This is a genomic window from Clostridium sp. MCC353, assembly GCF_018785315.1.
GTDB lineage: Bacteria > Bacillota > Clostridia > Lachnospirales > Lachnospiraceae > CHH4-2.
In genome coordinates, this window is the sequence record NZ_WQPN01000052.1 from 1 (window position 1) to 23080 (window position 23080).

Annotated in this window: 10 protein-coding genes; 3 read left to right on the forward strand and 7 right to left on the reverse strand. The window is 45.3% G+C overall.

All coding sequences use genetic code 11. The features are described from left to right. Positions 1-754: 754 nt before the first annotated feature. A complete protein-coding gene (locus GPL15_RS10475; RefSeq protein ID WP_215698627.1) occupies positions 755-1249 on the forward strand; it encodes a tripartite tricarboxylate transporter TctB family protein in 495 nt (164 codons plus the stop codon). Positions 1250-1261: 12 nt separating this feature from the next. Then, complete coding sequence (locus GPL15_RS10480; protein WP_252198296.1) at positions 1262-2353, forward strand: tripartite tricarboxylate transporter permease; 1092 nt, start codon at positions 1262-1264, stop codon at positions 2351-2353. On the opposite strand, the gene GPL15_RS10485 is transcribed toward GPL15_RS10480, so the two are convergent. From GPL15_RS10485 to GPL15_RS27975, 7 genes are all read right to left on the reverse strand, one after another. Further along, positions 2256-13919, reverse strand: coding sequence for an InlB B-repeat-containing protein (locus tag GPL15_RS10485; protein ID WP_215698628.1), 11664 nt, complete (start codon positions 13917-13919; stop codon positions 2256-2258). The genes GPL15_RS10480 and GPL15_RS10485 overlap by 98 nt on opposite strands. A gap of 861 nt (positions 13920-14780) precedes the next feature. After that, positions 14781-15980: a uroporphyrinogen decarboxylase family protein gene (locus tag GPL15_RS10490; protein WP_215698629.1), complete on the reverse strand. Its 1200-nt coding sequence runs from the start codon at positions 15978-15980 to the stop codon at positions 14781-14783. A gap of 174 nt (positions 15981-16154) precedes the next feature. Then, positions 16155-16517: a DUF1667 domain-containing protein gene (locus GPL15_RS10495; RefSeq protein WP_215698630.1), complete on the reverse strand. Its 363-nt coding sequence runs from the start codon at positions 16515-16517 to the stop codon at positions 16155-16157. After that, on the reverse strand, positions 16511-17746 hold the full coding sequence (locus tag GPL15_RS10500) for an FAD-dependent oxidoreductase (protein ID WP_215698631.1): 1236 nt from the start codon (positions 17744-17746) through the stop codon (positions 16511-16513). The genes GPL15_RS10495 and GPL15_RS10500 overlap by 7 nt, the downstream gene beginning before the upstream one ends. Positions 17747-17749: 3 nt before the next feature. Beyond that, positions 17750-19240 (reverse strand): NAD(P)/FAD-dependent oxidoreductase, encoded by a 1491-nt coding sequence (locus tag GPL15_RS10505; RefSeq protein WP_215698632.1) that lies wholly within the window; start codon positions 19238-19240, stop codon positions 17750-17752. Positions 19241-19425: 185 nt separating this feature from the next. Next, on the reverse strand, positions 19426-20118 hold the full coding sequence (locus GPL15_RS10510) for a FadR/GntR family transcriptional regulator (protein ID WP_215698633.1): 693 nt from the start codon (positions 20116-20118) through the stop codon (positions 19426-19428). A gap of 142 nt (positions 20119-20260) precedes the next feature. Continuing rightward, positions 20261-20476 carry a DUF6783 domain-containing protein gene (locus GPL15_RS27975; RefSeq protein ID WP_346344941.1) on the reverse strand — a complete coding sequence of 72 codons (216 nt, stop codon included), beginning with the start codon at positions 20474-20476 and terminating at the stop codon, positions 20261-20263. An 18-nt stretch (positions 20477-20494) separates the two neighbouring features. Here GPL15_RS27975 and GPL15_RS10515 point away from each other — a divergent pair, with 18 nt between their 5' ends. After that, positions 20495-22951, forward strand: coding sequence for a LuxR C-terminal-related transcriptional regulator (locus tag GPL15_RS10515; RefSeq protein ID WP_252198298.1), 2457 nt, complete (start codon positions 20495-20497; stop codon positions 22949-22951). Positions 22952-23080: the final 129 nt, after the last annotated feature.

The window sequence follows — 23080 nt, forward strand, 5'->3', positions numbered from 1 at the left end:
AACCTAAGTTCCACTAAACGGTTTCCACATGACCCCTGTATCGTTGGTTTCCCCGGTACCGCTCCCCGGTCTTCCGTCCCCCCATCCGTCCTCCCCGCTTTCCTGCTGGTTTTCTCTGGCTCTAGTAATTTAAAAATAATTTCGTAAATTATAAGAAAATTTAACGTAAAGCGTCAAGGCATTTTCGAAAAATCCTTGGCGCTTTACTGTTAATGCCCACGTCAGTTACATAAAATATGCATAGCGCGTCCAATGCACAGCCTGTAAGAAGGGGAACCTGGGGCAGAGAATCAGACCGGGCGGCCAAAGGGGCGGATCAAAGGCGGCGGGGATCCTGTGGAGACCGTTTAGTGGAACTTAGGTTTTTAGAATGGAAAAAGGCGGGCAGACACTGACTTCCAAATCAGTGTCTGAGATGCCCCTGAACGGTAAAGTCCATAAAGAGTTTACCGTGAATGGGCATCGGACCGCCTTTTTCCATTCTGAAAGCCTTAGTTCCACTTAACGGCCGGAACAAGATCCCCGCCGCCTTTGATCCGCCCCTTTGGCCGCCCGGCCTGATCCTCTGCCCCAGGTTCCCCTTCTTACAGGCGTTGCTTTCACGAATACACGAAATAAAGATTTAACGCAATTTTAACGCTTCGCTAAGATGATGTTAAAGACCTCTGCAAACGATTGTATTCTGAATTTCCTGATGGTAAGATAATGACGATTTTCAGATATATTCACTAAAAACCAAGGAGGGAACAATGTAATGTTTATTAAAAAGTATGGGGATTTGACGGTCGGGATCTTTTTTTCCGTATTGTCTATAGCAATGATTCTGGCTTCCATTGCTCTTCCGAAATCCACGGTAATGGAGATCGGACCGGACTTTGTGCCGCTGTGTATTGCAATCCTGACGCTGGGTCTGGCGGCTGCATTAATTGTTTTAAGTCTGAGACAGATGAAGAAAAATGCCGGGATTGAAATCACGGCGGATGAAGGCGAAGAGGCGCCGGATATTAAACGGGTTATCGTCAGCTTTCTGCTGATTCTTATCTATGTGTTTGTTATGAAGCCGGTTGGTTTTATCGTATCCACATGTGTTTATCTTCCTTTGCAGATGCTGGTTCTGGCGCCTGATGAGGGCAGAAAACCTGTTTTTCTCACTATCATTTCCGTGTTGTTTACATTTGCGGTATTTTTCCTGTTCCGGTATGGATTCAAAATCATATTGCCGGCCGGAATTTTTACAATAAATTTATAGGGGGATTATGTTATGGAAGCATTTGGATTATTAGGCCAGGCGCTGGTCCGCGTATGCGCGCCCAGTTCTCTGTTACTGATGGCAGCCGGTGTGGCTGTCGGAATTATATTCGGGTCAATTCCCGGGCTTTCAGCCGCCATGGCTGTAGCATTGTTTTTGCCGCTGACATTTTCACTTGACGCGTCTATGGGATTGAATTTGTTGGTTGCTGTTTACATAGGCGGTATTTCCGGCGGTTTGATTTCCGCAATTCTGCTCAATATGCCGGGTACGGCTTCTTCTATTGCCACCTGCTTTGACGGACATCCTATGGCTCAAAAGGGGGATGCCGGAAAGGCCCTGGGATATGGAATTGTGTTTTCATTTTTAGGAAGTGTATTTTCATTTATCATTCTAACTTTCGCTGCTCCGCCAATCGCGGATATCGCGTTGAAATTCACACCGGTTGAGAACTTCGGTATCTGTATTTTCGCATTAACCATGGTTGCGGTTCTGGCTTCCGGCTCTATGCTAAAGGGCGTGCTGTCAGGTATGCTGGGTTTGATGGTGGCAATGGTTGGTATGGCCCCGATCGATGGAATCGCCCGCTTTACCTTCGGTAACCGCAGCCTTTTGGCCGGTTTTGATACCCTCCCTACGCTGATCGGTATTTTCGCGATCTCAGAGATTTTGGTAACCGCGGAGAAAATGGGCAGCGGCAAAGCGCTTGAAACAGTTAAGGTAAATAAAATCAAAGGATTCGGCTTTAGCTGGGCAGAATTTGTCTATCAGATACCCAATGCTATCCGTTCCGCTTTAATCGGTACCGGCATCGGCATTCTTCCCGGCATCGGCGGCAGCACATCCGGTATGCTTTCCTATGTAACTGCTAAAAATATGTCCAAACATCCGGAGGAGTTCGGTAAAGGCTGTCCGGACGGCATTGTAGCTACGGAAACCGCAAATAATGCCACAATCGGCGGCGCTATGATCCCACTTCTCGTTTTAGGAATTCCGGGCGACGGAGTTACCGCAATGATGCTGGGCGGTTTCCTGATTCACGGCCTTTCCACCGGTCCGCTGTTTCTTCTGAGCCATAAACTTTGCTATAGGAGTTTACATTAATTGTAACATCTTTTGGTGTAACCTTTAAAGTTCCTTCTGTGATTTCAATTGAATAGTTCTCTGTCACATCCAGATTCTCTTCTCCGTGATAAATCTTTACAGATTCAACACTGTTTGCGGTTTCACCTGCATTGGTGATCTCACCATTTACAGTGACAACTACGCGGTCACCTTCCTGAATTTCGCCTGAAACTGATGCTGCGGTATCTCTTAAAGTTTTACCGTCATAAACCTTTTCAGCGTCATTTGTAGAAACTTTAACTGCATAAGCTCCCTTATTTACAGTTAAGGTGCCATTCACATAAGTGATATCATAGTTATCCGTAGTTTCTGATCCGGTTGAATTCTTGATGACTGCGTGATCCGCAACATTGTCGCTAGTGCCCGCTGTCAACTGGCTTCCTGTGATCTCTACGTCAGAAATGAGTTCACCCTCTGCCAATTCACCGTTATACTGATAATCATTTACAATAAGAGGAGTTCCATCGTAAGGCTTTTCACCGCTCTCTGCTGTGATCGTGAGCTTCCTTGCCTCAATCTTCAGAGTTCCCGGTACAGTTGCGATTTCATAGTTCTCTGTAACGATTTCTCCATCTGGTCCTCCATGACGGATGATTACTTCTCCAACCAGATTGTTATCAGCAGCATTATCCGCTACATTGGTTACACTTCCTGTTGCATTTACATAAACTTCATCGCCTGTAAACATGATTCCTTTTACATCACATACTTCAGAAGTTAATGGAGTTCCATCATAGATCTTGCTGGCGTCTGGCGCCGTTATTGTAAGGATATTTCCTGTTGCTTTGCTGACTTTAATATGACCTGGCCTGCGAATAATCTCATAGTTGCCTGTCATATCTGCTCCACCGGCTTTAATTACAACATTACCAACTTCTACATCATTTTCACCAGTGAAGATTCTTACAGCGCCTTCCAAAGTTACATCAGCCTCATGGCCAGTCAACAGACCTGCATTTTCTGCCGGATCGGAAATTTCATAAGCAACACGGTGTTCCGTTCCGTCATATACAAAGTCATTATTAGTGCCTGCCGTAATGGTTACCGGTCTCGGCTTAATTGTTAATGTTCCTACTACTGGATTAATTACATAGTTCTCTGTAACATCGGTTCCGTCCGGTCCGCCATGGCGTACCACGATTTCACTTAACGGGTTATTCCCTGTAGCAGTATCATCTACATTTGTTACGCTTCCGGTAGCCTTAACATAAACTGCATCGCCTTCGAAAAGCTCATCTCCGCTGATAATACATGTTTCTGCGGTCAATGGCGTGCCGTCATAGACCTTTTCAGCGCTTGGAGCGGTTACTGTGATCTCTTTTCCGGTTGCATAATTTACAAAAATGCTTCCGTCTACTTTTTTGATATCATAGTTTGAAGTTTTATCACTCTGTCCGTCGCTGATCGTTACTTCGGTAACAGTTACCTTGTTATTACCATAGAAAGTTCTTGTATTTCCGTCCAGTTTCACATTCTCAAGATGGCCCTGTAATAACCCGGTGTTCTCTCCAGGTTCAGATACCGTATATTCTACGCGGTGTTCCGTTCCGTCATAGGTAAATGTTCCGGTTCCTGCTATAACGGTAACTGGTCTCGGATCAATCCGTAATGTTCCCGGTATTGTATTGATCTTATAGTTTTCCGTTACATCCACTCCATCATGGAGTATTGTCACATCTCCTACCTGGTTATTATCCGCTGTGGTGTCTTCTACATCAGTTACGCTGCCGACAGCATTTACATGGATGATATCACCCGCAAACGGAGTTCCGGTTATCACACATTCAACCGCTGTCAATGGAGTGCCATCATAGATCTTGCTGGCAGTCGGAGCAGTTATTGTCAGCGACCTGCCTTCTGCCTTGTTAACTGCAATGTAACCTTCTTTACGAATTACGTTATAATTGGAAGTTACATCATTTTCACCTGACAGTACCTGAACAGTTCCAACTTCTACAGGATTTCCTCCAACGAAGGTTCTCTTATTTCCAATAAGATCAACTTCTGCAGTCTGGCCTTCAATCAGTCCTGTATTTTCATCAGATGCAGCGATTGTATAGCTTACGCTGTGTTCTGTTCCGTCATAAGTGAAATCATTCTTGGTTTCTGCTGTGATGGTTACCGGTCTTGGATTGATTGTTAAGGTTCCAGGTACCGGAATGATATTGTAGTTTTCTGTTACATCTACACCATCTTTTCCACCGTGGCGGATCACATAGCTGGCTATCAGGTTATTGTCTTTCACACCTGGGGTCACGTCTGTGATGCTTCCTGATGTTACCGCATAGACATCATCTCCCGGCAGAAGATTTTCTTTATTTACTGTATATCCGGCTTCCGTTAATGGGGTTCCGTCGTATACTTTTGCTGCATCTTCTGCTTTGATTGTGATGTCAATTCCGGTTGCTGCTTTTACTTTGATATGGCCGTCGATCTTCTTAATGTCATAGTTCTTTGTCATATCAATTGTATCTGCCATGATCTGTACCGAATTTACTTTTACATCATTTTCGCCGGTATAAGTTCTTGTATTGCCGTCCAGTACTACGATTTCCTTATGGCCGCTTAACAACCCTTCATCTTCTCCCGGTTTGGATACAGTGTAACTTACACTGTGCTCAGTTCCATCATATACGAAATCGTCATTGATTTCCGCTGTGACGGTTACCGGTCTCGGATTAATGGTCAAGGTTCCCGGAATTGCAGTTACCTTATAGTTTTCTGTCACAATTGTGCCTTCCGGACCACCATGACGGATTTCATAACTATCGATCTGGTTGTTTCCTGCCACACCTGGGGTCACGTCTGTGATACTTCCGGAAATTACTGCGTATACTCTATCTCCCGGCAGAAGGTTCTCTTCATTTACCTTATATCCAGAGGCCGTTAATGGGGTTCCGTCGTATACTTTTACATCGCTGTCTGCTGTAATCGTGATATCAATTCCAGTTGCCGCGATTACATTGATATGGCCATTTTCTTTTGTAATGTCGTAGTTTGCTGTTACATCCGTTTCACCGGATTTGATCGCTACGTTTTCTACCAATACATCATTGCCACCGACAAATGTCCGGGTATTGTCTTTCAGCTCTACTATTTCTGTATGACTGCTTAACAATCCTTTATCCGTTCCTGGGTCGGATACCTGGTAGCCTACTTTGTGTTCCATTCCGTTATATACGAAATCATCTTTCGTTTCGGCTGTGATGGTTACCGGCCTCTGATCGATTCTAAGGGTTCCGGCTATCGGCTGGATATCATAGTTCTCTGTGACGATTTCTCCATCAGCGCCTCCATGGCGGATGACTACGCTTCCAACCGGGTTGTTGCCCTCTGCATTATCAGATACATTGGTTATGCTTCCGGTTGCATTGACATATATAACGTCGCCTTCGAACAGTTTTCCTTCAACTTTACATACAATCGATGTAAGCGGTGTTCCGTCATAAATCTTATTAGCGTCCGGCGCTGTTATTTTAAGGACATTTCCCTCAGCTTTATTGATATAAATGTGTCCGTCAACCGGTGTGATGCTGTAGTTGGATGTCAAATCTGTTCCGCCATTCATGATTTTCACATCATCAATGGTTACTGAGTTATCACCAACTAAAGTTCTCTTAGCTCCAATAAGGATGACTTCTTCCGCATGGTCTTTGAGTAAACCTGCATTTTCACTTGGGGCGGAAACTGCATAGCCAACACTATGTTCGAATCCGTCATAAGTGAAGCTTTCCGTTTTAACAGTGATGGTTATTGGTCTTGGAGTTACTGTTAAGGTTCCCGGTACTGGAGTAATATTGTAGTTTTCTGTTACATCTACACCATCTTCTCCACCGTGGCGGATCACATAGCTGGCTATCAGGTTGTTGTCTTTCACACCTGGGGTCACGTCTGTGATACTTCCGGATGTTACGGCATAAACTTCATCTCCCGGCAGAAGGTTTTCTTTATTTACCGTATAACGGGATTCCGTTAATGGAGTTCCATCATATACTTTTTCTGCATCTTCTGCTTTGATTGTGATGTCGATTCCGGTTGCCTTGCTGACACTGATATGGCCGTCAACTTTCTTAATATCATAGTTCTTTGTCATATCAGCTTTGTCTGCCATGATCTTTACTGATTTTACCGTCACCTGATTGCCGCCGGCATAAATTCTTGTATTGCCTTCCAGCTCTACAAGTTCCGTATGACCGCTTAACAAGCCCGTATCTGCTCCAGGTTTGGATACGCTGTAACTTACCTCGTGCTCAGTTCCGTCATATACGAAGCTGTCATTGGTTTCTGCTGTCACGGTTACCGGCCTCGGATTAATTGTTAAGGTTCCAGGAATTGCAGTGACCTTATAGTTTTCGGTCACGATTGTGCCTTCTGGTCCTCCATGACGGATCTCATAACTTTCAATACGGTTATTTTCTGCCACTCCTGGAGTTACTTCTGTGATACTTCCTGAAATTACTGCATATACATCATCTCCCGGTAAAAGATTCTCTTTATTTACCGTATAACCGGATGCTGTTAACGGAGTTCCATCATATACTTTATCTGCGCTGGCTGCTGTAATCACAACTTCGATTCCAGTTGCCGCTTTTACATTGATGTGGCCCTTTTGCTTTGTAATATCGTAGTTTCCTGTCACATCCGCTTCCCCGGATTTGATCGCTACTGTTTCTACTAATACGTCATTGCCGCCCACAAATGTCCGGGTGTTGTCTTTCAGTTCTACAACTTCCGTATGACCGCTTAACAGACCTTTATCCGTTCCTGGATCAGATACCTGGTAGCCTACTTTGTGTTCCATTCCGTTGTACACGAAATCGTTATTTGTTTCGGCTGTGATGGTTACCGGCCTCGGATTGATTGTCAGAGTTCCGGCTACTTTCTCAATTTCGTAGTTGTCTGTTACGATAACTCCTTCGGGCCCTCCATGACGGATGACTACCGTTCCTACCGGGTTGTTGCCGGCTTCATTATCAGCTACGTTCGTTATGCTTCCTGTTGCATTTACATAAACTTCATCGCCTGGGAACAGAGTATCGGATCTTTCGCAAGTTTCAGCAGTGAGAGGGGTTCCGTCATAAACCTTACTCAAACTCGGCGCTGTTACTGTTACTTTCCTTCCAGTCGCTTTCGTTATTTTTATGCGGCCAGGGTTGCTTATGATTTCATAGTTTCCGGTCTTATCAACTCCGTCTGATTCGATTGTCACAGAACTTACCGTTACTGCTTCGTCACATACGAAGACCTGCTTATCATTTACAAGGGTTACTTTTTCCTTATGGTCTTTTAATAATCCACTGTTCTGATCTGCCTTAACCACATTGTAGCCTACGCTGTGCTGTTCTCCATTATATGAGAATTCTTTGCTTTCTACATTAATGGTTACCGGTCTCTTGGTAATGGTTAACGTTCCGGCCTCCGGGGTGATGCTGTAGTTTTCGGTTACATCCGTTCCGTCTGCACCGCCGTGTCTTATGACAATCTCTCCTAACGGGTTGTTTCTGACAGTGGATTCTGACACTTCGGTGATGCTTCCGATTGCTTCCACATAAATCTCATCGCCTTCAAACAGTTCGCCTTCTGTTAACTCAAATCCCGGTTCCGTTAATGGGGTTCCGTCATAGACTTTTGCAGCATCTTTGGCTTTGATCGTGATCACTTTATCAGTCGCCTTGTTTATAATGATCTGTCCGTTTACCTGAGTGATACTGTAGTTGGACGTCTTATCATCCTTGCCGTCGCTGATACTTACTGTATCAACCTGAACCGGATAAGTTCCAACAAACTTCTGGGTTGCTCCAGTAAGGGTTACGCTTTCCTCATGGCCATCCAGCAGTCCAGTTCCTTCACCCTTTTCTGATACAAAGTATGATACACTGTGCTCTTCTCCATCATAAGGGAAGGACTTTGATTCAGCCGTTATAGTTACCGGTCTTGGATCAATAGTCAAAGTTCCGGCAATTGGAGTGATCTCATAGTTAGCCGTTACATCAACATCGCCATGCATGATAGTAACTTTACCTACAGGGTTATTCCCGGGTTCATTTTCGCTTACGTCGGTAATGCTTCCGGTTGCGTTGACATAAACTTCATCACCTGGGAACAGATTTCCTTTAGAAATGCACACAATTGATTCCAGCGGCGTTCCATCATAAACTTTCCTGGCATCTGGTGCAGTTATAGTTAACGGCCTCTTGATGGATGTATTAGTGATTTCAATCGAGCCTGGTATTTTAATAATATCATAGTTCCCACTCACATCAACTTTATCAAACCATATAGAAGCATCTTTAACAATTACCTCATTGCTTCCCGGCACGGTTCTGTAAGCACCGTCAAGTGTTACCTGTTCTTTATGGCCCTCTAATAAACCAGTATCATTACCCCTAGGAGAGACCGTATGAACTACATGGTGAGCTTCTCCATCGTACTCAAATGATCCATTGCCGCCAGTAATTGTCACCGGTCTTGGATTAATTTTCAATGTGCCAGGATTGGTTATAATCGTGTATTCTTCTGTTACTTCCTTTTTTGCACCGTTTACATTACGCCAAACCTGAATTGAGGTGATGTTATTGACCGTACTGTCATTCAGCACATCCGTTACTATTCCGTCTGTATCAGCAGTAATAAAATCTCCATCCTTTAATGTGCCGGATACAACCTCTGTCCGTTTCTCCGTCAATGCGTTTCCATCATAGATTTTATCCGCATTCAAAGGTTTTACAGTGATTTCATTCTTCTGTCTGTAGTAAAGGTTTAAAACAAGGGTTCCATTGCCTTTTACATAGCCGGAAAGTTTGTTATTCTCATTATCAGCATCAAAATAATATCCGCTGAAAGTCTTTGTTGTATCAGCCTGAACAAATGTACCAGCTTTTACAGTTGTAATTGTTTCTGTATGAGCACCATCTACTTTAAAGCTTCCGTTTTCCTGCTCAAAATAATATTGAATCTGGTATTTTGCTGAAAGAGGATTCCAAATAGCATACAGTGTTAATGTTGGTGTTTCACTTTGATCCGTTTTATAAGGATATTGAATGCTTCCGGAAGCTGTGGCTTCATTAGTTCCTTTGCCAGCCGGGTCATCAGACCATTTTACAAACTCATATCCTTCTCTTTCCGGGGTTTCTCCTGGTATGGAAACTCTGTCATTATAAGAATAATGAAGTTTGTCATAGTACTGTTTGTTCACTAAATCCAGTTTAGCTGAAGGATAATTATCCCATGCAGCCAAAGTAGCGTCATCAGTGCTGTCATTCAAATCATATCTTACAATTCCTGCTTTCAAATTATAATACAATTTCAAAACAGCAGATCCATCGCCCTGAATTGTAATTCCATTTGCCGGGTCAGCATGGTCGTAAGCATATCCCGGAATATCAATATCCCAATTATCAGGACTTACAGAGGTACCGGTTTCTCCGTTTTCTGTTCTCGAACGATCATCATCCAGTGTATAGCTGGTCGATCCAGCCTCATCCTGCAAATAATACTCAATCTTGTATTCCGTATCCTTATTCGCATTCCAAACCGCATAAAGGTCTACATTGGCAGCAGGCATTTCAAATTCTTCATCAGGCTGGTATACTTTTGTGCCTGCGGAAACCTGAGGCACCTCAGCCCATCCGCCAAAGGTATATCCTGCTCTGGATGGAGCATTGCCTACTGTGACGGTTACGCCTTCACGGTATTGGCCGTTCTGCGGCATGCTGCTGACTGGATCTGTGGTGTTTTCGTAATACGTAACTGCATAGGATGGCAGTTTGGTATAAACAGCCTTTATAACAGTGGTAGATTTATCAATGGTTTTTTCTGCTTCAAGGACAATACCACCGTCATACTCATCTGAATTATTAATAAAATCAATAATTCTGTTTAAATCTACAGCATCTTTATATTTGGTGTTCAATGGGAATATCTGATCTGCCATTGTACCAACTTTTTCCATAGTGCTGTCAACGCTGTCTCTTATGTAATATTCAACATCCACTGTCTGAGTATCTTTTGTATAAACTACATTGATAATTCCGTCAGCTGTTGCTGTAACTTTATAGGTAGCCGGGGTCTGAATACCGTCTTTATAGCCGTCAGGACGGTACTTATTCAAATATTCTCCGCCGTCGTACACGGATAAGTTGATTTCTTCTCCCAATACCAGACCTTTAAGACCTGCGCTGTTGAGATAGTTGCTGTCAGCTATGGAATCTTTGTAATATTTAACTGTAACTGCATATCCGCCGGATTTTACAAAGCTTAAATCCATGGCATCCATACCGCCGCCTTCAGCATAATCGCCTACAAAAACATCTAATACAAATACATCATTTTCTTTTGCATCCGGGTAATTTTTAAATAAGTTGCTTCCTACGTTATCCAGGTCAGCGTCACAGTACCAGCCGTCTGTATATGGAATAACATTTCTAGCTGCATGTGTCGCATCGGTCGCTTTTACACCTCTGAAAGAACTGGAAGATTCGGTTCCTGTCCAGAAAGCCAAATAATTACCCAGATTATTATTATTTATTTTTCCATTGTCTAAATCTCGTTTAGAATATACAAAAACAAAGATATCATCATTAATCGGAATGATCTTTCCGTCATCCCCCAACTCGCTGTATGCACTTTGCATTACTGTCTGTAGTTTTATATAATCCTGTGCAGAGAAACCTTCCGGAACAGTAAACGTTGTTTGGAAACGCCTGAGATCATAACTACTGGAAAACAGCTTCCATGTTGCAAACGCATGTGGTGGAATATTATAGCCCTTCACATAAGTGTCGAAGTAGTCGCCTTTATCCCAAGCATCATACTTCGGTTTCAGAGAATTCATCTCACTCCAGGTAAAGCTCCTGCTTTTGTTAGTATATTTTTTTACCCCTTCAGTGCCTTTCTTATTATCGGATCTCAGCCACTTTAAGCTTGGAGTTACAACTGGGGCAAAATATACTTCGATTGTAGAATTAGCTATAAGCTCAGGGAGTTCATATTGCTTTCCTCCAGCAATACTTCCTATGGGAATACTCTTGCCATCAACTTTTAATAGTCCAACCGCATATCCTGAATCCGGTTTAAAGTTAAGAACAGCTTTCGTTTGGTCAGGAATATTCTCAATTAGTTGTTCGCTGTCCTTTTCAATCGTAGTTGTTTGGTTGTTCTGAGTATAATCAACAGTTCCGGGGCCGTTGGTTTTAATTGAAACAGAGTGCTTAGCAGTAGATTTTGTTGCTAAATAAATGCTGAGGGTTTTACTTCTGTCTTTACTTATTTCTATAGCGGCGCCATCTTTGAATTTTGAGCCATCCAGTTTCAAATCACTAATTCTATATGTTTTACTCGCTTCTGTTGTTAAAGTAACATTTGTATTGGATGGATTATAATAATAAACTCTCTCTTCAGATGCCTTATTAACGCCATCAACATACAATTGGATTTTTAATTTACGGCTTCCCCACCACCACTCATCATTTTGGGTTTCAACCGTAACAAAATCACTCAAACTCGACAGCGCATAGATCTCCGGCCAATCCTGAACCGCACTTCTATAATACTGAGCCATTTCGTCAACTTTAACTCCATAGCCTTCCAGCAGTTCATATGTAATTTCTTTATTGGCAGCATTCAAGCCGACTTCAAACTTCGACGGTGAAAACTCACTCTTATTCACCAGTAATCCCGAAGCCTCGGGAACAGCCTGAGTTCCTTCAATTTCTAAAATGGCTTCTGTAATATCATAATTTCCATTTTCATCAAATTCACTGTTCTCTACCTGCAAAGTACTGCCTTTAATATAGGTAACATTATCAACAACCAGCTTATGAGAAACGTTTATACTATAAGATATGGATTCCGTCTGCTTATAGTAAAGCTGAATCTGGTTGCTGGATTCCAAGGACAATGTTTCACTCTGTATTGCATCTTCCAATGCTGATGAAACAAATTCATAGCCCTCAATCTCTTCTGCAAAGTCATCAACAGCCACTTCATCGCCGATTTGGAAACCGCTGTTTCCTGAATTATAAACTTTGTCATCCTTGATCTTCACCTGGCTGTCAACATCCAAGAACTGCACTGTGACAACTGCATTTGAGGATGTCGCTGTAATTGTTTCATTATCTAAAAGATATTTTAAAGAGATCACAAATGCTCTTGCCGTATCATCTTCACCTAAAGATACGATATCATAGGTTTTTCCCTTTAACTCTTCTAAACTAGGAGCCGTCTGTTCTGGTTCAAGATCATTGATAAGCTCTTTTCCATCTCCCAGATCAGCCTCATCCCACTCATAATCCATGGATGGAGCAGCAGTTGTTGTTTCAGCAGCACTGGTTTCATTCTTACTATCTTCACCAGTTTCTACAATAACTACGCTCTCCTCTGCTTCTGAGGTTTCTGATGTCTCTGGCATTTCAGCTTCTGTTGTTACTTGAGTTTCAATCTCAACTACGGATTCGGCACCAGTCGTTTTAATTACTTCTGTCTCTTTTTCTGTTTCTTCTGTCTCTTTTTCAGTCTCCGGCTCAACCTCTTCCTCTGTTTCGGCTTCTGTCTCTTCCAATTTTTCGGTTTCTGGTTCAACGCCGTCTTCTAAACTATCAATAGCCGTAGCAACTACAGGAACATGGTTTGCAGATACAGATAACTGAGCCTCTGTACTGGTTTCTGTTTCCAACTCCTCAGTTTCCGGTTCCTCTGCTTCTGTCTTCTCTTCAGTCTTTGCTTCGGTTTCTTCCGGCGTTGATTCAACAGCTTCACTTTCTGGTTCCTCAACCGCCTCTGTAGTTTCTTCCACCGGTGAAGTTTCTTCCGGTGTTGTAACTTCTTCAGTCTCCTCTGTTGTTTCTTCTGTTTCAGTAGTTTCAGTTTCGGATGATTCAACCTCCAATGTCTCTTCTGCGGATGTACTTGTCTCTGGTTCTGTCACTTCCGCTGATGTCTCCGAAACAGTAGTCTCCGGTACGGTGGTCTCCGGTACAGTCGTTTCCGGAACTCCAGGCCCGGGAACTGTAACTTTAGTTTCCTCTTCACCAAATACCATTGCATAAGGTTTAACTTCAACCTCTTTCGTCTGAACACCATCAATTTCACTTCTGAAATTTATAGTTTCCGCTGATCCATTCACATAAAGGAATATAATATCCTCATCACCAGTAAGAATATATTCCTCTTCCGAATCAGTTTTCGGAGTTCTTAAAAACATTCGAAGATCTAAACCCTCTGCGTTTTCATCCTCCCCTAACTCATAAGAAGGGAAGAACTCATATACAGAGCCCTTCGTGAACAGCTTTTCATAATCTTCTATCTGGCTGTCCTTTTTTGCACTTAATTCCAGATCCTCAAAATTCAGAATCTCACCGGAATCAACTGCTGCCTGCGCCGCATCCTTAAAATCGCTGCCACTCATAATAAAAGTGGCTGTTCTAACCGAAAATGCAGCCTGAACATCTGCCCATGACACCATATTAAAGGATGTCAAAAAAAGGCAAAGCGATAGGAAACCAGCAAGGCTTCTTTTCCATTTCTTCTTTAACTGCCCCATACTCATATGCGCACTCGTCTCCTTTTCCATACTTTTGTTACATTATAGCCATTATACATCTCTTTGGTTACAACGAGGTTACAAAACCCCTTTTTATCTCTTTTCTTAATTCTAACATGTATTTTTTATTTTGAAAGATATAATTACGATATTTTTAATATTTTACCAAAATCGTATTTATTTGGCTCAATTGGTTACATAATTTAGTTACATTTCGTAATTTTTCAATCATTTGTAACTATTATATGTAACCATTGTCTTTCATAATTTTCCCCCTTTCCATCAACATATATTTAAAATATTTTATTTAAAGTATATCATTTTACAGTTACAAAAAAGTTACAAGACAGCTTTTTTTACCACTTTCCATCGTAATAATACGCTTTTTATGTAAATCCACATTATTATGATTTTTTTAATTTACAACAGTTCAGATAGCAGGAACATCGATAAAAAAACACTGCAAACCGCCACAGCATCCCTTTCACCCGGACACCGCTTCCTTTGCAGCGTTTCTTATTACTCAACTTAGCCTTCCGACAGCAGTCAAACAGCTTATTCCCTGTACCATACCCCTCTTTCCCATCTTCCCTGGGATCTTAAACCTAAACACTAAAAATATAAAAACAGCAGGTGCAAACTGAAGCTCATATCAGTTTACCCCTGCTGCTGCTCAACCGTCCGCACCACATACCTGCGGCAAACGGCATATTCCAACTGCTTAAAATCCGGCCTGTCTCCGTTCTAATCAGACTGTTTCTGAACTATATCCAGCCAGTTTCCTATCTGTTTCCACCTTATTTCCACTCGATATCCCGCCTTATTTACACCCTATTTCTGCCTTATTCTACCTTATTAACACCCGTTTTATTTCACCGCCCCAAATTCCTCAATCTTCTTCTTCAAATAAAGCACCCGGTTAAAATCAGCCGCAGGCGGCAGGGTATCGGCCACGGAGAAAATCATATGATCCCCTCTTCCGATAGTTTCCATCATCTCGTCCACCAGCTTATAGAAATCGCCGTCCGACATGGTGGACTGGAGTGTGGCGATGGATGGGATTCCGCCCCAAATAGTGATCTTATCCCCGAACACATCCCTTGTTTCTTTCAAACTCGTCTTTGTCATAGGCGCAGGGCAGATGGAATCGGCAATATCGAACCCAGCCTTCACATACAGGTCAAGCAGCTTCATGTTCTCGCCGTCCGTATGAGTGGCGATAAACTTGCCCATACCGTGAGCGATATCGCTCTGGCGTTTCAGCTCATCCACCACGTATTCCTCGATCATATCAGGAGTTGTAAACATGAAGTCATAGTTGGCGCCGGATAAAATCACCTCTGCCGGGCTGTTGACAGCCGCCTGGAACAATTTGTCACAGAACGGATGAAGTCTCCGGGCCACATCCTGCATCGCTTCCGGATCGTCAAAACGCTCCAGATAAAAGTTTTCAAATGACATCAGTTCCTTGATCAGGTAATGTCCCGCCGACGCCCACATCGCTGACAAAGCCACTGCCACGCCTCGGTCGCCGATGTAATTTTCACGGTATTCTGCGTATTTCTCATAAGTTGGAATCACTTCCGCATTTTCAAATATGTATGAGACCGCATCGTAATCCTCGTATGATTTCACCGCATGTTCCTTGTGGGCATACAGCACAATTCCGTCGCGTAGCATCTGAGGGGTATAGACAACCCGTGTGGTAATGGTTCCCTTGGGAGTTTCGTATGTTACCTTCAGTTCCCCTTTGTCATTGCGCTCCTGGGTGATCTTTACATTATGAAATACCACTTTCCAGGGGGACAGTTCCAGATCATAAATGCCAAGGCCCACATGGAGATCCCCATAGCCGCCTTCCCTCCATTTTTTAAAGTTAGGAATGATGGAATGATATCCGATTCCGAGATCATCCACCATGTCCCTCAGAGTTGCATTTTTATATTTATCCGGTAAGGTGTTGGTCGCTTCATGGGCATAAAACCAGTTGTCCAGACGCGGTACAAATGGAAGCAGATCAGTGGGTTCCCCTCTTAACGTTGCCAGGATTCTTTCTTTAACAGTCATAATTTCCCTCCATAAACACATTTTTCTAAATGTTATTCTTGCTTTTCCAGCTTTACTTGCTTTTTTCAGCAGCATAATATTCTGCATTTCTTACTAACGCAAGTATAACAAAAGCAGGGAGAGAATTCATTGTAGTCTGAAACCAATAAAACTTGAAAATAACGTATTGTAATCCTACAGCGCCTTTACATTCTTCGTCACAATCACATCAACTCCAAGCCCCAGCACATCAGCAATAATTACCTGCCCGATGGCAGCCGGGGCATTTACCTTCACTCCTTTAATCTGTTCCATCACTTCAAATATCTTTGCTTTGGGAATCGGGCCGCTGAGCCTCACGCTGGCTAACTCCATTTCCCCGCCTTCCACCAGAACTGAGGTGGCTATATTCCTCATGGGATTTGTCAGTTCCTGGGTCACGTAATCAAGGCCTTTCGGGCAGGCGTTTCCCTCTACCGACAGGATACGGCCATCTGAAAATCCGGCTTCCACTTCACATCCCCTTGGGCACATGATGCATGTAAATGTTTTCAGCATATCACCTTCACCTCCAGATTATCCGTTTCATTTAAATGTTCCGCTTTCACAGGAATCTGTATCATTTCAGCCGGGAGAACCTTTTTCATCTTTACCGACTTGATCACTCTGCCGCCCTGGCTGATCTCAACGGCGCAGTCTTTCATCGGCCTGCGCACCCTTAAAGACAGTTTAAAATCGCTGGTTCCGCTTATTTTCTGCGGAATGGTGTGGGTGATGTTGTCGTCCGTCACAACATCCAGCGTGCATGGGTTCAGGCCATGTTCCTTCACATAGCGGGCTGCGGAATCTGCCAGGCCTTCCGCTTCCATGGAAACGAAATCCACCAGATCATGGACCTGAAGCACATTTCCCGCCGCAAAAATGCCGTCTACGCTGGTCTGGTAATGCTCATCCACCACCGCGCCTTTGCTTCTGTTATCCAAAACCACTCCCGCGGAAAGGGACAGTTCATTTTCCGGAATCAGGCCCACCGACAGGATCAGGGTATCACAAATGTAATCTTTTTCCGTTCCCGGGATGGGCTGCATACGGTCGTCCACTTCCGATACGGTTATCCCCTCCAAGCGCTCTTTTCCTTTAATATCCGTCACCGTATGGCTCAAATACAACGGGATGCCGTAGTCATTTAAGCACTGCTCAATATTTCTGGGAAGGCCGCTGGGATAGGGCTGGATCTCAAATACCGCCTGTACATGGGCGCCTTCCAGGGTCATGCGGCGCGCCATGATCATTCCGATATCTCCCGATCCCAAAATCACCACTTCTCTGCCCACCATTTTGTTGTGCAGGTTGATGTAGGACTGGGCGACACCGGCCGTATACACTCCCGCCGGCCGCTGGCCCGGAATGCTGATGGCCCCTCTTGTCCGCTCCCGGCAGCCCATGGTTAAAATCACCGCTTTGGCCTGATACTCCAAAAGGCCGTCTCTGGATACCGCATACACCTTTTTGTCCCCGGTCACATCAATGACCGTGGTATCTGTAATATATGGAATTTTTAGTTCCTCCACCTGGTCGATAAAACGCTGGGCATATTCCGGCCCGCTGAGGGTTTCTTTAAACCGGGTCAGGCCGAACCCGTCGTGGATACACTGTCTCAGAATCCCGCCCAAGCTGTGTTCCCGTTCCAATATCAAAATATCCGTTATTCCCTGACGGTACAATTCTGCTGCTGCCGCCAGACCGGCAGGCCCGCCGCCGATAATAATCACATCTGCCTGTTTCATGCTCTACCTGACCTTTCCTGTAAACATATATGAATTGGCTTTCGAGTAGCGGACTTCTGTTTCCCCCACCCCCATCTCTTTTTCAATCAACCCGGTAATCCTGGTTTCACAGTAACCGCCCTGGCAGCGGCCCATGGTGGCTCTGGTGCGGTTTTTAATTCCCGTCACCGTATGTACCCCCAGAGGATTGTGAATTGCCTCAAGGATCTCCGCCCTGGTTACAGATTCGCAGCGGCAGATAATCTCCCCATAATCAGGATTTTCTTCAATGGCTTTTTTCTGTTCGTCATGATCCATTTCGCAGAATCTGCGGATTCCCTTTCTGCGCGGGTTGAAATTGGGATTCGGAAGGACTTCCTCTTTCTCCAGAAGACGTTTTACCGCCCTCCGTGCCAGCGGCAGGGCGCTGGTTATGCCGGGGGATTCGATTCCCACCAGGTTGATGGCGCCGGGGTGGTCGTCATCGGATTCCAACAGGAAATCCAGAATCTCACCTGTTTCCGGATTATACCGTTTCCAGCGGATTCCGGCAAAGTTCCTGATATAATATTCCCGTTTGATCTGGTCAAACATCTTGCTTCCGTCCACCACCAGCCCGTCCAAATGTTCTTTTGTCACGCCGTAGTCTTCCCTGTCCTCCGTAACATAGGAATCGGGCCCGATCAAAACATTGCCGTCTATTGTTGGGGTCGCATGGGTCGCAAATCCGCCCTTTTCATTGGGCGCCGGGTAGACAGGTATGGAAAGGTTCTCGCCCGCCTTTTTATCCAGCACAAAATACTCCCCTTTAAATCCTTTCACCGGATAATAAGGAAATCCCAGCATTTTGGAAATTTCCGAAGCATACATTCCGGCGCAGTTTATCACCCAGCGCGTTTCAAAATGATGGCGGTCAGACTGGCTTTCATCAATCCGTCCTGTCCCATTCTGATATTCCGTATCAATTTTATAAAGCCCATCGGCCCGTTCAATGGAAACCACTCTTTCCCCAAAATGGAACTCCACTCCATTTTCACAAGCATTTTCCGCCAGTGCGATATTATACTGGATGGGATCCAATATGCCCGACATAGGGGAATACATGGCAAATTCACCGCCCGCATTGGGATCGATCTCCCTGATCTGGTCTCTGTTTATGAGAACCAGCCCCTGGACGCCGTTCTGCTCACCGATGGCCTTGTATTTTAAAATATTTTTCATATCCTGGTCCGTAAATCCCACAACCAGCTTTCCCGTGCGGCGAAATGGCACATCCAGCTCCTCTGCCACTTTGTCAAACTCCTTATTTCCTTCCACCGCGCATTCAGCCTTTAGGGAACCCACTTTATAAGTAAAGCCTGCGTGCAGCATTCCGGAATTGCGCCCGGAATTGCCGGTGGCCACATCCTGTTCTTTTTCCAGGACTGCTGTTTTAAGCTGATAGCGGGACAACTCTCTGGCAACTGCCGATCCCACCGCACCGGCTCCTATCACTATTACATCATAAGAATTCATATTTTCCTCCTCTGATTTCTCTGCCGGATGCTCTTTATACCGGCAGCATACATCTTTATTTCGGCAGCAAACAATAAAAAAAGAAGCTATGGTTTATATTTATCACAGCTTCTCATGACATACAATACTAATCTCACGAAAGGTTCTAATTCTACCCGGTTTTATTTTAAAAAGTACAAATTTGTCTAATTTAATTCCCCATTCATCCGGGTGATTCTTTCCTGGTTTAAAACCAGATGGGCCAGCATGGCGTCATAGGCATCGTTGCACTTATGCCGCGCAATGGCCTGAAAGATCCTGCGGTGGCCTTCAATGGTCTTTTCCCCCAGCCGGTTCTGGGTCATATTCTCCTGTAAGAGGATGGTCTGGTGGATGGGCGGAAGCAGATTGTGCACCACCAGGTTGCGGCTGCATCCCGCTATTAACGTATGGAACTCCATATCCAGTTCATAGTACCGTTCCCCGCTGTTGAAAGCGGCCTCAGCTTTTCGGCAATTTTCTTCCAAAGCCTTTATTTCATCAGAAGTTGCATATTCTGCTGCCATGGAAGCCATCTTGGGTTCGATCATCAGCCGGATCTGGATCAGATCCTTTACCAGCTTCTTCTTATCACAGATCAGGGACAGGCCCAGCGGATCGTCCGTCAGCCCCAGTCGGGCGGACACAAATGTTCCCGAACCGCGCTTGACCTCCAGCACATTTCTGCTGACCAGAATGCGTATGGCCTCCCGGACCGTGTTGCGGCTCACCTCAAATTCCCTGGCTAAATCAATCTCATTGGGCAGCTTGGCCCCCACTCTGTAATTGCTGCGGTAGATCATATCGGAAATGGCGTCCGCTGTTTTTTCAGGCAGAGGTTTATAGTTGATTTTAGACATTTCTGTACTCCTTAATAAACGGTGTTGTCTGGGCTGTAACAAGATGATAAATGAGACGGGTGTCCCATGGTTACAGTCTATCACAGCTTATCCTCACTTACAAACATAATAATCAAGGATTTATCCTTTTCATTTGATCCTCTCAGCCATTTGCAGCCCTAGAGTGTGTTTGTAAATTCATTTCCGTCATCTGCACACCCCACTTTGCGGTATATTTGCCCCGAATCCGGTCAACGTAGCCCGCATCAAGATTCACTGTCGTATTTGAGTAAAGTGTAGTATAATAAAACACAAAAAGCGCAATAAGCCGGCAAGGCTGCAACAGAGCAGAAACTATGTTGTAATGGCTTCGCGTCACAGGAAGGAATATACGATTATGCCACGAACCAGACAACTGAAACAGGATATCAAATATTACCCCAAGGCGCTGATGGAAAAGCTGGAAAATATCAAGTCTTACCCCATGACGCTTCTGGAGGCGGATTCCGGCTTCGGGAAATCAACCGCGCTCCAGCATTTTTTCGATACCCGCAACCCGGAAGCATTTCCGCTTTACCAGCATGAGTTCCACTCTGAAACCCCGGCGGAAGCATGGAAGGTTTTCTGCGGCCTGATTGGCGCCATTGACAAGGAAAGCGCGGGGAGGCTTTCCGTCATCGGGATGCCGGACGAGGATACCATGCCGGAGATCGCCCGGACGATACAGGGTATTTCCTGCGGCCGTGAAACCTTTCTGCTCCTGGACAACTTTCAACTGTGGGATCTGTACCGTCCTTGCGAGTTCCTGACATGCCTGTCTGACCACGGCGGAGAAAAGTTACATATCGTTGTGGCGACCCATCCCTATTCCAAGGAGGAGCGGGGCGGGCTGATACGGAGCGGCCTCTTGTATCTCTTGCAGGAGGAGGCGTTTGCCTTTTCCAAAGAGGATGCGGACGCCTATTACCGGGAGGCCGGGCTTCCCCTCACAGGCATCCAACTGGAAGAGGTCATGCGCCTGACGGACGGCTGGGTCATGGCCCTGTATATCCAGATGGACGCCTTTGTCAGAACGGGGAAATTTGAACAGGGCGGTATGACGGCCCTCATGCAGAAAACATTCTGGGGCGGGCTGTCCGAAGACGAAAAAGACTTCCTGCTGAAAGTGTCCATCTTCCCGACGTTCACACTTTCCCAGGCCCAGGCTTTCTCCGGCCTGACGATGGAGAGGACGGAAAACCGCCTGCGGGAAAAGCGCTTCTTTATCCGTTATGACAGGGAGAACTCCTGCTACACCATGCACACCCAGCTCCAAAAGATGCTGGAGGACAAATTTGCCCTTCTGCCCGAAGAACGGCAGAAAGAGATCTACTTAAAAGGCGGCGGACTGGCCGAAAAAGCGGGCGACCGGATGAATACCCTGCGCTTCTATTACCGCGCAGGAGCATGGGAACGGCTGTACGCCATGCCGCTCACCAGCTATGACATCGCGGACACCATTGACGAAACCACCACGCCGATGATTCTGGACATTCTGGCGCATACCACCCATGAGATGAAGGTACGCTACCCAAAATCTCTGGTGCCGCTGGCCTTTACCCTCTTTTTCCTTGGGCAGAATGAGGAACTGCTCCGCCAGAAGGATGAGATTGAAAGCGTCATTGCGGAATGTTCCGTTTCTGAGGAAGAAAAGGACGCCATGCGGGGCGAGCTGGAGCTGCTGCTGTCCTTTCTGGAGTATAACCGCATTGACGCCATGAGCGAACGCCACCGCAGGGCGCTTAAACTGCTGGGCGGTCCGGCCACTCTCATCAACAGCAAAAGTACATGGACATTTGGTTCCCCCTCGGTGCTGTATATGTACTGGCGGGAGAGCGGAAAGCTGGACGAAGAACTGGAACAGATGGACGAGTGTATGCCGTATTATTACCGGCTGTCCAGAGGTCACGGCACCGGGGCGGAGCTGATTATGCGCGCAGAGGTCCATCTGCATCGGGGCGAGACGGACGATGCAGAAATCCTCTGCCACCGGGCCATCTTCACCGCCGACAGCAAGCACCAGAACAGCATTGCCCAATGCGGCGTGTTCACGCTGGCAAGGCTGGCCCTGCTGCATGGAGACAGGGAGCTTTTAGAGGACAGCTTTGCCACACTGCGCGACCGTTCCTACCGCAACACCGAGGACTTGTGCCGCTATACCTATGATCTGGCAAAGGGGTATCTCTCCCTGCTGATGGGAAAACCGGAGGAAGTAGCTCCATGGCTTGCGGAGGGGAAAATAGACGACCGGCGGCTGGTCATCATGTCCCAGCCTTTCGCCCACATCATCTATGGGCGGATACTGCTGGAAAAAAAGGAATACAAAAAGCTGCTGGGCATGGGCGGCTATGTGATGGGGATTTCCTCTATCTTTCCCAACATCCTGCCGCAGCTCTATATGAAAATCTACATGGCGCAGGCATTGGACGCCGGGGGAAAACGCAGGGAGGCCGCGCAGCTTTTGACCGAAGCGCTTGAAATGGCTTTGCCTGATAAGATGTACCTTCCCTTTGCGGAAAATTATGAGGGTATCAAGGGCGCTCTTGCCTCCGGGATCAGGGAGCGGACGGGAATGGAAAACATCCGTCAGCTTGCAGACCGGCTGAGCCAGTCTCTGACGCTTCTGAATGGAAAGAAAATCGAGCTTACGGCGCGGGAAAGGGAAATTCTTGAGCTGGCGAAGCAGGGGCTTGAAAATAAAGATATAGCTGAAAGACTAGATATTCAGACGTCTACCGTAAAAAATGTGTTTTCAAGAATGTATCAGAAAGCAGGGGTGTCCAATAAGACCCAGCTTTTGCTCCTACATTTATAAAAAAAATTTGAAAGCGTGACTTTGGTCTACATACAAAATTTATTCCGCACCTTACAATGAAACTGTAAGGTGCGGATTTTTTATTCAATAGGAAAGTGTTCCTATTGAATAAAAGATCTCTCCTATGCC